Annotated in this window: 10 protein-coding genes; 6 read left to right on the plus strand and 4 right to left on the minus strand. The window is 55.5% G+C overall.

Translation table 11 applies throughout. The features are described from left to right. Positions 1-64: 64 nt before the first annotated feature. Both degQ and zapG read right to left on the minus strand, forming a co-directional pair. Complete coding sequence (gene degQ, locus ACG1VR_RS01980) at positions 65-1,435, minus strand: serine endoprotease DegQ (protein WP_395490074.1); 1,371 nt, start codon at positions 1,433-1,435, stop codon at positions 65-67. 179 nt (positions 1,436-1,614) lie between these two features. Next, positions 1,615-2,013, minus strand: coding sequence for a Z-ring associated protein ZapG (gene zapG, locus ACG1VR_RS01985; protein ID WP_016538407.1), 399 nt, complete (start codon positions 2,011-2,013; stop codon positions 1,615-1,617). 177 nt (positions 2,014-2,190) lie between these two features. Here zapG and zapE point away from each other — a divergent pair, with 177 nt between their 5' ends. The 5 genes from zapE (at position 2,191) to sspB (ending at position 5,850) form a co-directional block, all read left to right on the plus strand. Then, the gene (zapE, locus tag ACG1VR_RS01990) at positions 2,191-3,315 is read left to right on the plus strand and encodes a cell division protein ZapE (RefSeq protein WP_172568898.1); all 1,125 of its coding nucleotides are present in this window, start codon (positions 2,191-2,193) and stop codon (positions 3,313-3,315) included. 227 nt (positions 3,316-3,542) lie between these two features. Then, complete coding sequence (gene rplM, locus ACG1VR_RS01995) at positions 3,543-3,971, plus strand: 50S ribosomal protein L13 (protein ID WP_008454874.1); 429 nt, start codon at positions 3,543-3,545, stop codon at positions 3,969-3,971. Between the two features lie 15 nt (positions 3,972-3,986). Next, entirely contained in the window at positions 3,987-4,379 is a 393-nt protein-coding gene (gene rpsI, locus ACG1VR_RS02000; RefSeq protein WP_000829818.1) for a 30S ribosomal protein S9, read from the plus strand. A gap of 322 nt (positions 4,380-4,701) precedes the next feature. Next, positions 4,702-5,343, plus strand: coding sequence for a stringent starvation protein SspA (gene sspA, locus ACG1VR_RS02005; RefSeq protein ID WP_016538405.1), 642 nt, complete (start codon positions 4,702-4,704; stop codon positions 5,341-5,343). A gap of 3 nt (positions 5,344-5,346) precedes the next feature. Further along, complete coding sequence (gene sspB, locus ACG1VR_RS02010) at positions 5,347-5,850, plus strand: ClpXP protease specificity-enhancing factor (RefSeq protein ID WP_016538404.1); 504 nt, start codon at positions 5,347-5,349, stop codon at positions 5,848-5,850. A gap of 92 nt (positions 5,851-5,942) precedes the next feature. Here sspB and ACG1VR_RS02015 read toward each other — a convergent pair whose 3' ends face one another. Both ACG1VR_RS02015 and gltB read right to left on the minus strand, forming a co-directional pair. Continuing rightward, positions 5,943-7,361 (minus strand): glutamate synthase small subunit, encoded by a 1,419-nt coding sequence (locus ACG1VR_RS02015; RefSeq protein ID WP_016538403.1) that lies wholly within the window; start codon positions 7,359-7,361, stop codon positions 5,943-5,945. Between the two features lie 9 nt (positions 7,362-7,370). Beyond that, a complete protein-coding gene (gene gltB, locus ACG1VR_RS02020; RefSeq protein WP_016538402.1) occupies positions 7,371-11,831 on the minus strand; it encodes a glutamate synthase large subunit in 4,461 nt (1,486 codons plus the stop codon). Between the two features lie 679 nt (positions 11,832-12,510). On the opposite strand from gltB, the gene ACG1VR_RS02025 reads away from it, so the two are divergent. Further along, on the plus strand, positions 12,511-13,443 hold the full coding sequence (locus ACG1VR_RS02025) for a TIGR01212 family radical SAM protein (protein ID WP_395490079.1): 933 nt from the start codon (positions 12,511-12,513) through the stop codon (positions 13,441-13,443). The last annotated feature ends 22 nt before the right edge of the window (positions 13,444-13,465 follow it).

Consider the following 13,465-nt stretch of genomic DNA (forward strand, 5'->3'; position numbering starts at 1 on the left):
TCGAACGCAGAATAGCATGAGTTGAACGGACATCGTACAGACGATGTCCGTTTCTCTGCTGCCTTTAACGCAACAGCAGATAAATGCTGTCTTCACCGCGGACAATGTGGAGCGCGATAACCGCAGGCTTGGTTTCGAGCACCTTACGCATTTCTGCGATGCTGTGCACACGCTCGCGGTTAATCCCGACAATCACATCATCTTTATGCAGGCCAACCTGAGCGGCAGGCGTGCTTTTTTCAACGTTATCCAGGCGAATGCCTTTCCCGCCGTCTTTCAACTGCCCGTCGCTCAACGTGGCACCCTGAAGCGCGGGAAGTATCATCTCTGCGCTGGCGGAGGAGGCTGTGCTCTTGTCCAGCGTGACGCTGACCTCGAGTGGTTTACCGTCACGCAGCAGGCCGAGTTTTACCACCGTACCGGGTTCGGTGGTGGCGATTTTGGCGCGCAGTTCGGCGAAACTGTTAAGCGGGTTACCGTTCAGACTGGTAATCACGTCTCCTGCTTTTACGCCAGCTTTGGCCGAGCCGGACTGCGGCAGCACTTCGCTGACGAAAGCGCCGCGCTGGGTAGACAAATTAAACGCTTTGGCGATGTCGGCGCTCATCTCGGTGCCTTTAATCCCCAACAGGCCGCGTTTGATTTCGCCAAACTCCATCAGCTGTTTAGCCAGGGTTTGCGCCATATTGCTTGGGATAGCGAAGCCAATACCGACGCTGCCGCCGCTCGGAGCCAGAATGGCGGTGTTTATCCCAATCAGCTCGCCGTTAAGGTTCAGCAGCGCGCCGCCGGAGTTGCCGCGGTTGATGGAGGCGTCGGTCTGGATGAAGTTTTCCAGCCCTTCGAGATTAAGGCCGCTGCGGCCTAATGCGGAAACTATCCCGGAAGTTGCCGTTTGCCCAAGGCCAAACGGGTTGCCCACAGCGACGGCAAAATCGCCGACCTTCAGCTTGTCTGAGTCCGCAACTTTAATTTCGGTGAGCCCGGTAGCGTTTTGTAGCTGGATAAGCGCGATATCGCTTTGGTCGTCTCCGCCGATGAGTTTTGCATCAAACTCGCGTCCATCGTTGAGCTGAACGCTTATCTTTTGTGCCTGATTAATAACGTGATTATTGGTCAGCACGTAGCCTTTGGCGGCGTTAATGATGACGCCGGAGCCGAGGCCTTCAAACTGCTGAGGCGCGTCTGACGGAGCCCCATCGCCGTAGAATTTTTTAAACTCTTCCGGCACCTTTTGACTTGAAGCCGATGCGGTGCCTTCAACCTGTACGCTGACGACCGCAGGCAGCACTTTTTCCAGCATCGGGGCAAGGCTCGGCAGCGCGGGCTGGCCTGGAACCTGGGAGGGCAGTGACGCGCTCGCCAGAGGGGATACGCCGAGCGTCAGACCGACGCTTAACGCTACTGCACTCAACAGCCGGATTTGTTTCTTCATTGGATGCTGGCTCTCGTCACCTGGAAAAAGGAATGCCCACTTACTCAATCGATGTTATTGAAATATCAATCGACTAACAATGGCGTAATAAGAAAGCAATAGATTATTAAATGATAGCTGCGGCAGGAAAGGATGGGGGGCACGCAGGCCGTGCCCCTGAAAAAAAGCTGAAACTGGGATTAATCGCGTTTTGCGCCGGTACGCAGCAGGCCAGAAGCGCCTTCTGAATAATCGCGCGGCATCTGAACCGGAGCCTGATCGTTGCTGGCTTCTGACTCCGCAAGGCGGTTGCGGAACGGGTTCGCTTCGGCGGACATTTCCGGCAGCAGGCTGCTGGAGCTTTTCGCCATATGTTGATAAAGCTGGCGATAATCGTGCGCCATATTATCCAGCAGCTCGGCGCTGCGGGCAAAGTGGCTGACCAACTCTTCACGATACTCTTCGAGTTCCGCTTTATTTTTTTCCAGCTCATACTGCATAGCTTGTTGTTGGCGCAGCTTGCGGTTGCCAAAGCGCATGGCGACGGCACCGATAATAAGGCCCACTACTAACCCAATAAGCGCATATTCCCAAGTCATGAACTTCTCCCGTTATCTTGTGATTCCGTAGGGTAATGTAGCCACTATAACCGTTAACCTAAGAGAAGTGGAATCCTGACGCAGCATCGCTTAGGGTAGAACGGCCTTTTTTTCGACAACCGAATTCGAAAACGACAGTGAACGGCTATCCGATTCTAAAGGGAATACCATAATACCATGCAAAATCTCTCTCCCGCATCGCGCTATCAACAGGCCCTGGCAGAGGGCAGCTACCAACCCGACGAAGTACAGCGCGAAGCGGTTATGCGTTTAGATACTATCTGGCAGGCGCTGACGACAGAAACTCAGCCGGAAAACACAGCCGGCTTATTTGCCCGCTTCGGCAAGCTACTGGGCAAACGTGACGCGCCCGCCTCGCGGGAGCCGGTTCGTGGCCTGTATATGTGGGGGGGCGTAGGGCGCGGTAAAACCTGGCTAATGGATATGTTCTTCCAGAGTCTGCCGGGGGAGCGCAAATTACGCCTCCATTTCCACCGTTTTATGCTGCGGGTTCACGAAGAGCTGGCGCAAAACCAGGGCCACAGCGATCCGCTTGAAATCGTTGCCGATGGTTTTAAGGCCGAAACCGACGTCTTGTGCTTTGATGAGTTTTTTGTCTCTGACATCACCGATGCCATGCTGCTGGGTACATTAATGAAAGCGCTATTCGCCCGGGGCATCACCTTAGTGGCCACGTCGAATATCCCGCCGGACGATTTATACCGTAACGGGCTACAGCGCGCGCGATTTTTACCGGCTATCGAGGCCGTGAAACGCTATTGCGATGTGATGAACGTAGATGCCGGGATTGACTATCGCCTGCGTACGCTCACTCAGGCACATCTTTGGCTGTCGCCGCTTAATAGCGAGTCCGCGCAGCAGATGGAGAAACTTTATGCGGCGCTGGCCGGAACTAAGCGCGAAGGCGGCCCGGTGCTGGAGATAAACCACCGCCCGCTGGCCACGCTCGGCACCGCCAACCAAACGCTGGCGGTGGATTTTACTACGCTGTGCGTGGATGCCCGCAGCCAGCACGATTACATCGCACTTTCCCGCCAGTTCCACACCGTGATGCTGTTTAATGTGCCGGTGATGACGACGCTTATGGAAAATGAAGCGCGGCGTTTCATTGCACTGGTGGATGAGTTTTATGAACGCCATGTCAAATTGGTGGTGTCGGCGAATGCTGAACTATTTGATATTTATCAAGGGGAAAGGTTAAGATTCGAGTTCCAGCGCTGCCTCTCCCGCCTGCAGGAAATGCAAAGCGAAGAGTATTTGCGGCTCTCTCATCTGCCCTGACGATGAATATGTGATATCAACTACAAATTGTGGTCGATTTTTGAGGGCGACTTCTCTATAATCTTGCGACCCCACGTTACAACCAAAGTTTTTTTCCCAAAACTTTTGTCGTGCCGGCATAGGCTATTCGAAGGGGTAGGTTTGCTGGACAATGTCGCGTGAACCTCAACTGATTTTAAACGTTTGGGTGTTCACCAACGTGTAACTATATATTGGGTAAGCTTTTAATGAAAACTTTTACAGCTAAACCAGAAACTGTACAGCGCGACTGGTATGTTGTTGATGCTGAAGGTAAGACCTTAGGTCGTCTGGCTACTGAACTGGCTCGCCGTCTGCGCGGTAAGCACAAAGCGGAATACACTCCGCACGTTGATACTGGTGATTACATCATCGTTCTGAACGCTGACAAAGTTGCTGTAACCGGCAACAAGCGTACTGACAAAGTGTATTACCATCACACCGGCCACATCGGTGGTATCAAACAAGCGACCTTTGAAGAGATGATTGCCCGCCGTCCTGAGCGTGTGATTGAAATCGCGGTTAAAGGCATGCTGCCAAAGGGTCCGCTGGGCCGTGCTATGTTCCGTAAACTGAAAGTTTACGCGGGCACCGAGCACAACCACGCGGCACAGCAACCGCAAGTTCTGGACATTTAATCGGGATTATAGGCAATGGCTGAAAATCAATACTACGGCACTGGTCGCCGCAAAAGTTCCGCAGCTCGCGTGTTTATCAAACCGGGCAACGGCAAAATCGTTATCAACCAACGTTCTCTGGAACAGTACTTCGGTCGTGAAACTGCCCGCATGGTAGTTCGTCAGCCGCTGGAACTGGTCGACATGGTTGAGAAACTGGATCTGTACATCACCGTTAAAGGTGGTGGTATCTCTGGTCAGGCTGGTGCGATCCGTCACGGTATCACCCGCGCTCTGATGGAGTATGATGAGTCCCTGCGTTCCGAACTGCGTAAAGCAGGCTTCGTTACTCGTGATGCTCGTCAGGTTGAACGTAAGAAAGTCGGTCTGCGTAAAGCACGTCGTCGTCCACAGTTCTCCAAACGTTAATTGTTCTCTGCTTACGCAGAAAGGCAATTGGCAAAAACCCGGTCTTTGTACCGGGTTTTTTTATGTCTGTAATTTATATTATCGGTTTTAACGCTTTGAAATGGTTTGTCTTTTAGGCAAATTCAACACGTAGCCACCACAAAACCGGTAAAATCTGGTAAACTATCATCCAATTTTCTGCCCAAATGTCGGCATCAGGTTTGTTCTCGCTTTCTTTTCAGGCGTTAACGGTGTTACGGCGAAGCGTTGGGTAATAAACGGTCAGGTTAGTCGCCGCTTGCGGCTATTAGCAGTAATTTTCTGGATAAACTTGGAGGTTTTCATGGCTGTCGCTGCCAACAAACGTTCGGTGATGACGCTGTTTTCCGGTCCTACTGACATCTACAGCCATCAGGTACGCATCGTGCTGGCTGAGAAGGGTGTTAGCGTTGAAATTGAGCATGTGGAAACGGATAACCTGCCTCAGGATCTGATTGACCTCAACCCAAATCACAGCGTACCGACCCTGGTTGACCGCGAACTGACGTTGTGGGAATCCCGCATCATCATGGAATATCTTGATGAGCGTTTCCCGCACCCGCCGCTGATGCCGGTTTATCCGGTTGCGCGCGGTGAAAGCCGTCTGTATATGCATCGCATTGAGAAAGACTGGTACACCCTGATGAACGTGGTGATGAACGGCTCCGCGCAGGAAGCGGACGCGGCGCGTAAGCAGCTGCGTGAAGAGCTGCTGAGCATCGCTCCGGTGTTCACTCAGAAGCCTTTCTTCCTGAGCGACGAGTTCAGCCTGGTAGACTGCTACCTGGCTCCGCTGCTGTGGCGTCTGCCGCAGATGGGCATCGAGCTGACCGGTGCGGGTTCTAAAGAGATGAAAGGTTATATGACCCGCGTCTTCGAGCGCGATTCCTTCCTGGCCTCTTTGACCGAACCTGAGCGCGAAATGCGTCTGCAGACTCGAGGCTAATTGATGGATATGTCGCAACTGTCTCCGCGCCGTCCTTACCTGCTGCGAGCCTTCTATGAGTGGTTGCTGGACAACCAGCTCACGCCGCATCTGGTCGTGGATATCACGCTGGAAGGTGTGCAGGTTCCAATGGAGTACGCGCGTGACGGGCAAATTGTGCTGAACATTGCTCCTCGCGCCGTGGGCAACCTTGAATTAGCCAATGACGAAGTGCGTTTTAACGCGCGCTTCGGCGGCGTACCGCGGCAGGTCAATGTACCGATGGCGGCGGTGCTGGCAATTTATGCTCGTGAAAACGGGGCCGGGACGATGTTTGAGCCGGAAGCGGGCTACGATGAAGACGCAGAAAGCCATAACGATGACCAGCCTGCAGCAGGCGAGTCAGAAACGGTAATGCAGGTTATTGACGGCGATCGTCCGGACAACGCCGATCGCGACAATAACCCTGACGACGATCCGCCTCCGCCGCCGCGCGGTGGCCGTCCGGCGTTGCGCGTAGTGAAATAAGAAAAAGCCAGTCGAAAGACTGGCTTTTTTATTGGGGCAAGTTCTACCGGAGCAACAAGACCCGATAGCCGAAGCTATCAGGCCTTCTGCTTTTATACTTCGAGGAAGTTCAGGATCCCATCCGCCGCCTTGCGGCCTTCGGCAATCGCCGTTACCACCAGGTCAGACCCGCGAACCGCATCGCCGCCGGCGAAGATTTTTGGGTTGCTGGTCTGGAACGCGTTTTCGCTGCCTTCCGGGGCGATGATGCGGCCCTGGCTATCCAGTTCGACGCTGTGCTGCCCCAGCCATTCCATGCTGTGAGGGCGGAAACCAAACGCCATCACTACCGCATCGGCAGGCAGAACGTGCTCGGAACCGGCGACGATTTCAGGGCGACGGCGGCCATTGGCATCCGGCGCGCCCAGTTCGGTGCGGGCAACTTTCACGCCGCAAACCCGGCCATTAGCGTTAATCTCAACGCCGAGCGGCTGGAGGTTGAACTGGAACTCCACGCCTTCTTCACGCGCGTTTTTCACTTCACGTTTAGAGCCCGGCATGTTTTCTTCGTCACGGCGGTAGGCACAGATAACGTGCGTTGCGCCCTGGCGAATAGAAGTACGCACGCAGTCCATCGCGGTGTCGCCACCGCCCAGCACCACAACGCGTTTGCCTTCCATGCTGACATACGGCTCTTCGGCAGTTTCACCGAAGCCCATCATTTGCTTGGTATTAGCGATAAGGAACGGCAGCGCGTCGTAAACGCCCGGCGCATCTTCGTTCTCTAAACCGCCGCGCATAGACTGGTAAGTGCCCACGCCGAGGAAAACAGAGTCGAATTCGCTCAGCAGCTCGTCCATCTGTACGTCACGACCGACTTCGGTATTGAGCTTGAACTCGATGCCCATGCCGCTGAAAATCTCGCGGCGCTTGGTCATCACTTCTTTTTCCAGCTTGAAGGCCGGAATGCCGAAGGTCAGCAGGCCGCCGATTTCAGGGTGTCTGTCGTAAACCACGGCTTTTACGCCATTGCGCGCCAGCACGTCGGCACAGGCCAGCCCCGCAGGGCCAGCGCCGATAATCGCAACGCGCTTGCCGGTTTGCTTAACGCCGGTTAAATCCGGTTTCCAGCCCATCTCAATGGCTTTATCGTTGATATAGCGCTCGATGTTGCCGATGGTGACTGCACCAAACTCGTCGTTCAGGGTGCAGGAGCCTTCGCAAAGGCGATCCTGCGGGCAAACGCGGCCGCAAACTTCCGGCAGGCTGTTGGTCTGGTGAGACAGCTCGGCCGCCTCGATAATGCGCCCTTCATTGGCCAGCTTCAGCCAGTTTGGAATGTAGTTGTGAACCGGGCATTTCCACTCGCAGTACGGGTTACCGCAGGACAGGCAGCGGTCCGCCTGCGCCTTGGCCTGGCCTTCCGAGAAGGGTTCGTAAATTTCCACGAACTCGATCTTGCGGATCTTCAATGGCTTTTTCGGCGGATCAACGCGCTGCAAGTCGATAAATTGATAAACGTTTTGACTCATCGTGACCTCTTACTGCGCCTGCACCCGCAGCTCTGCTGCGGAACGACTGCGGTGACCCAACAATGCTTTCACATCACTGGACTTCGGTTTAACCAGGGTGAATTTCGCCGCGAAGGATGGCCAGTTCGCCAGGATCTCTTCGCCACGCTGGGAGCCGGTTAGCTGAACGTGTTCGGTTATCATGCCGCGCAGATGCTCTTCATGAATCGCCAGTTCTTCCACGTCGAGTAATTCAACCAGTTCCGGATTCACGCGTTTACGGAACTCGCCGTCTTCGTCAAGCACGTAGGCGAAGCCGCCGGTCATGCCCGCGCCGAAGTTAACCCCGGTTTTGCCAAGAATGCAGACGATACCGCCGGTCATGTATTCGCAGCCGTTATCGCCGATACCTTCAACCACGGTGATAGCACCGGAGTTACGCACCGCAAAACGTTCACCCGCGCGGCCTGCTGCGTACAGCTTGCCGCCCGTTGCGCCGTACAGGCAGGTGTTGCCGATAATCGTCGCTTCGTGGCTGCGGAAGGCCGAGCCTACCGGAGGACGCAGTGATATCAGACCGCCTGCCATGCCTTTGCCTACATAGTCGTTGGCATCGCCGGTCAGGTGCAATTCCACGCCGCCGGCGTTCCACACGCCGAAGCTCTGGCCCGCGGTGCCGCTGAAATGCGCCTTGATTGGGTCTGCTGCCAGACCCTGGTCGCCGTTATGCTGCGCAATGTAGCCGGAAAGCGAAGCGCCCACGGAGCGGTCGGTATTGCGGATGTCAAACCAGAAGGTTTTGCTCTGCTTGTCATCAACATACGGCTGCGCCTGGGTTAACAGCTGTGCGTTCAGGTCGCCTTTGTCAAACGGCGGGTTGTGCTCGGTGCAGTACACCGCTTTGCCCGGCATCGGTTCTGCGGTTTTCAGCAGCGCCGAGAGATCGAGCTTCTGCTGCTTGGCGGTAAAGCCTTCCAGCTCTTTCAGCAGATCCGTGCGGCCAATTAAGTCCACCAGACGCTTCACGCCCAGCAGCGCCATCAGCTCGCGGGTTTCGCGGGCGATAAATTCAAAGTAATTGGTCACTTTGAACGGCAGGCCGTGATAGTGGTTCTTACGCAGCTTGTCATCCTGGGTTGCTACGCCGGTCGCGCAGTTGTTCAGGTGGCAAATACGCAGGTATTTACAGCCCAGGGCAACCATTGGCCCGGTGCCGAAGCCGAAGCTTTCCGCGCCGAGAATAGCCGCTTTAATGATATCGAGGCCGGTTTTCAGGCCGCCATCCACCTGCAGGCGGATCTTGTGACGCAGACCGTTTGCTACCAGAGCCTGCTGGGTTTCTACCAGGCCAAGCTCCCACGGGCAGCCAGCGTATTTCACGGAAGAAAGCGGGCTGGCACCCGTGCCGCCGTCATAACCGGCGATGGTAATCAGGTCGGCATAGGCTTTCGCCACGCCGGTCGCGATGGTGCCGACGCCCGGTTCAGAAACCAGCTTCACGGAGATCATCGCTTTCGGGTTGACCTGTTTAAGGTCGAAAATCAGCTGCGCCAGGTCCTCGATAGAGTAAATATCGTGGTGCGGTGGCGGAGAAATCAGCGTCACGCCCGGCACGGAGTAGCGCAGTTTCGCGATGTACGGCGTCACTTTATCACCCGGCAGCTGGCCGCCTTCGCCCGGCTTAGCGCCCTGAGCAACTTTAATCTGGATAACGTCGGCGTTGACCAGGTAGGCTGGTGTTACGCCGAAGCGGCCGGAAGCCACCTGCTTGATGCGTGATACTTTGTTGGTGCCGTAGCGGGCAGGATCTTCGCCGCCTTCGCCGGAGTTGGAATTACCGCCGATGCTGTTCATTGCTTCGGCCAGCGACTCGTGTGCCTCCGGGCTTAATGCTCCGATGGACATCGCCGCGGTATCAAAGCGTTTAAACAGCTCGCTGGCTGGCTCAACGTCTTCAATTTTGACGGACTCATCCTGCGGGTTCAGGGTCAGCATGTCGCGCAGCGTTGCCACCGGGCGCTCGTTGACCAGCTTCGCGTACTGCTGGTAATCGCCATAGTCGCCGCTTTGCACCGCTTTTTGCAGCGTCTGAACCACGTCCGGGTTATAGGCGTGGTATTCACCGCCGTGGACGAACTTCAGCTGCCCGCCCTGATCCAGCGGCTTACGCACCAGCCAGGCACGCTTGGACAGGTTCAGCAGATCCTGCTGGAAGTCGGCGAAGCCCGCGCCGCCGATGCGGCTGACTGCACCCTGGAAGCAAAGCTCGGACACTTCTTTGTGCAGGCCGACGGCTTCAAACAGTTTGGAGCAGCGGTAAGAGGCGATAGTCGAGATGCCCATTTTGGACATGATCTTGTACAGCCCTTTATTGATCCCGTTGCGGTAGTTCTGCATCACCGTGCGGTAGTTTCTGTCGATTGCGCCGTTATCAACCAGCTTCGCCAGAGTTTCATAAGCGAGGTATGGGTAGATTGCGGTGGCGCCAAAGCCGAGCAGAACCGCAAAGTGGTGCGGGTCGCGGGCGCTGGCGGTTTCAACGATGATGTTAGCGTCGCAGCGCAGGCTCTTGTCCACAAGGCGAGTCTGGATTGCGCCAACGGCCATCGGAGCCGGAACCGGCAGGCGGTTTTTGGCAATATTACGGTCGGACAGCACCAGCAATACCGTGCCGTTGCGAACCATACGTTCGGCTTCGTCGCACAGCGCCGCTACGGTTTCGTGCAGTGATTTCTCGGTCACGTCATAAGTGATGTCGAGCGTATCGGCGCGATAATGCTCTTCTTCCAGCGTGGTCAGTTGCTGGAAATCGGACCACAGCAGGATTGGCGATTTGAAGCTCAGGCGGTGGGCCTGGCCTTCCGCTTCGCAGAAGACGTTCATTTCGCGGCCAATGCTGGTGGCCAGCGACATAACGTGGGCTTCACGCAGCGGGTCGATAGGTGGGTTAGTCACCTGTGCAAACTGCTGGCGGAAGTAGTCATAAATAATGCGTGGCTGGCTGGAAAGCACGGCAAACGGGGTATCATCGCCCATTGAGCCAACGGCTTCCTGGCCGTTCTCGCCCAGCACGCGAATGACCGAGTCCAGCTCTTCGCTGCTGTAGTTAAACTGCTTCTGATAGCTGGCGAGCGTGTCGTCATCCATTTCGCGAGTGCCGACGCGTTCGTCCGGCAGCTCTTCAAAAGGCACCAGGCGGCGAACGTTTTTCTCCATCCACTCTTTGTAAGGATGGCGGCTTTTCAGATCGTTGTCGGTCTCTGCGGAATGCAGAATACGGCCAACGCGGGTATCGATAACCATCAGCTCGCCGGGGCCAACGCGGCCTTTTTCAACCACTTCGTCCGGCTGGTAATCCCAGATCCCAACCTCGGACGCGCAGGTGATGAGCTTATCTTTGGTAATAACGTAGCGCGCCGGGCGCAGGCCGTTACGGTCCAGGTTACAGGCGGCGAAACGCCCGTCGGACATAACGATACCGGCCGGGCCGTCCCACGGCTCCATGTGCATGGAGTTAAAGTCAAAGAAGGCGCGCAGCTCCGGGTCCATGTTCGGGTTGTTCTGCCAGGCTGGCGGAACCAGCAGACGCATGGCGCGAACGATATCCATCCCGCCCGCCAGCAGCAGCTCAAGCATGTTATCCATGGAGCTGGAGTCAGAGCCGGTTTCGTTGACGAACGGCGCGGCGTCGTGCAGGTCAGGAATCAACGGTGTCTGGAATTTGTAGGTACGGGCGCGTGCCCACTGGCGGTTACCGGTAATGGTGTTGATCTCGCCGTTGTGCGCCAGATAGCGGAACGGCTGAGCCAGAGGCCAGCGAGGTACGGTGTTGGTGGAGAAGCGCTGGTGGAACAGGCAAATGGCTGATTCCAGGCGCAGATCCGCCAGGTCCAGGTAGAAGCGCGGCAAATCCGCCGGCATACACAGACCTTTATAAATGTTCACCAGGTTAGAGAGACTACAGATATAGAAGTCTTTGTCTTCCTGGATGCGTTTTTCGATACGGCGACGGGCGATGAACAGGCGACGTTCCATATCGCGAGGACGCCAGCCCGCCGGGGCATTAACGAAAATTTGCTCAATACGTGGCAGAGAGGAGAGGGCGATTTCACCGAGCACATCTTTATTAACCGGCACTTCGCGCCAGCCAACAATAGACAGGGTTTCGTTTTGCAGCTCTTCTTCAACAATGCGGCGGCTGGCGCGGGCAAGCGCGTCATCCTGGCTTAAGAAAATCATGCCAACGGCATAGTTTTTAGCTAAACGCCAATTGCGCTCTTCTGCAACGATGCGGAAGAAACGATCCGGTTTTTGCAGCAACAGGCCGCAACCATCACCGGTTTTACCGTCGGCCAGAATCGCGCCGCGGTGCTGCATACGGGCCAGTGCGTGAATAGCGGTACGCACTACCTTGTGGCTAGGTTCGCCTTCTATGTGGGCGATCAGGCCGAAACCACAGTTATCCTTCTCGAGGGATTTATCGTACAACATATCAGTGAACCTCCCCAGGCTCTACGTTACCCCCAACCGTTTGCGCGTGGACGCAGCAAGGGCATGGCGACGGGGTTTGCGCATCTTACGCTTGCCTCGCGTGTCGCCCTCTTAATGTCCAACGCATCCGGTGTCACAAGTGTTGAGGACTTGCTTTAGAGGGAATCTCAATTACTGCATAAATATGATGGGCACAGAACCCATCCAGAAAGCTTCCAGCGGATTTCCAACTTATCGGGAAAGAGCACACAGGTCAAATGGCATTCTTATTTATACATAATTGTGCTAAGAGTGGGTTAACGATATGAATAAGAAGATTTTTTTGTCTTTTTTGCACATTCAGAAAGGTCTGCTAACGTCGGGCTTTATGTGATCGTCCTCACTATCCGAAAGCCCGTGAAACTCCAGACCATGCTGGCATGAATGATATTGCCAGCACGATATGCTGCCTAACCCTCGCGGCGTGCAGCATGACACTGTTTTTCACCGGGCGTCATATTCTTTAAATAAAGGGATGCGTCATAAGGAAAAGTAATTACGCTTGGAGTGGATAAAATTGCACTAATTTTGAATGGTTATTCAATAGATAAAGCTGCGCCGAAGCGATTGATCCAGGTCATCGCCGGGGCGAACAGAAAATGGCAGGCTAGGCCCCTTTTTCGGGACGGCCCATCAGATTATGCAGTTACAGAAATTAGTCAATATGTTTGGCGGCGATCTCTCTCGTCGTTACGGGCAAAAGGTCCACAAGCTTTCGCTTCACGGCGGGTTTAGCTGCCCGAATCGCGACGGTACTATCGGGCGCGGGGGCTGCACTTTTTGCAATGTCGCCTCTTTTGCCGATGAAGAACAGCAGCACAACTCTATTGCCGTGCAGCTCGCGCGGCAGGCCAGCCGCGTGGATCGCGCGCAGCGCTATCTGGCTTATTTTCAGGCCTACACCAGCACCTGGGCAGAGGTTCAGGTATTGCGTTCGATGTATCAGCAGGCGGTGAGCCAGGCCAGCATTGTCGGCCTGTGTGTAGGAACCCGCCCGGACTGCGTGCCCGACAGCGTGCTCGATTTGCTAAGCGAATACCGCGAACAAGGGTACGAGGTCTGGCTGGAGCTGGGTCTACAGACGGCGAACGATAAAACCCTGCACCGTATCAACCGGGGGCATGATTTTGCCTGCTATCAAGAAACCACGCGGCGGGCGCGTGCCCGTGGTTTGAAAGTCTGTAGCCACCTGATTGTAGGTTTGCCCGGCGAGGGGCAGCAGCAGTGCATGGAAACGCTGGAGCGGGTGGTGGAAACCGGCGTGGATGGCCTGAAGCTGCATCCGCTACACATTGTTGAAGGCAGCATTATGGCGAAAAGCTGGCGTGCGGGCCGCCTCGGCGGCATTGAGCTTGAGGAATACGTGCAAACCGCCGCAGAGATGATTCGCCATACGCCCCTCGACGTGGTGTTTCACCGCATCTCCGCCAGCGCACGCCGCCCTACGCTGCTGGCGCCTTTATGGTGTGAAAACCGCTGGACGGCGATGGTGGAGATAGATCGCTACCTGCTGGAACATGGAACGCAAGGATCGGCTCTGGGTACGCCGTGGGATCTCTCACTTCTTTCGTAATACCTGAGCGTTAGCCCTTTTT

Source organism: Cedecea davisae (genome assembly GCF_044095835.1).
Classification (GTDB): domain Bacteria; phylum Pseudomonadota; class Gammaproteobacteria; order Enterobacterales; family Enterobacteriaceae; genus Cedecea; species Cedecea davisae.

Coding starts and splice junctions, on each gene's coding strand:
- rpsI (WP_000829818.1), top strand. CDS start 3,987: ATGGCTGAAAATCAATACTACGGCACTGGTCGCCGCAAAAGTTCCGCA.
- gltB (WP_016538402.1), bottom strand. CDS start 11,831: ATGTTGTACGATAAATCCCTCGAGAAGGATAACTGTGGTTTCGGCCTG.
- ACG1VR_RS02025 (WP_395490079.1), top strand. CDS start 12,511: ATGCAGTTACAGAAATTAGTCAATATGTTTGGCGGCGATCTCTCTCGT.
- zapG (WP_016538407.1), bottom strand. CDS start 2,013: ATGACTTGGGAATATGCGCTTATTGGGTTAGTAGTGGGCCTTATTATC.
- zapE (WP_172568898.1), top strand. CDS start 2,191: ATGCAAAATCTCTCTCCCGCATCGCGCTATCAACAGGCCCTGGCAGAG.
- sspA (WP_016538405.1), top strand. CDS start 4,702: ATGGCTGTCGCTGCCAACAAACGTTCGGTGATGACGCTGTTTTCCGGT.
- ACG1VR_RS02015 (WP_016538403.1), bottom strand. CDS start 7,361: ATGAGTCAAAACGTTTATCAATTTATCGACTTGCAGCGCGTTGATCCG.
- degQ (WP_395490074.1), bottom strand. CDS start 1,435: ATGAAGAAACAAATCCGGCTGTTGAGTGCAGTAGCGTTAAGCGTCGGT.
- rplM (WP_008454874.1), top strand. CDS start 3,543: ATGAAAACTTTTACAGCTAAACCAGAAACTGTACAGCGCGACTGGTAT.
- sspB (WP_016538404.1), top strand. CDS start 5,347: ATGGATATGTCGCAACTGTCTCCGCGCCGTCCTTACCTGCTGCGAGCC.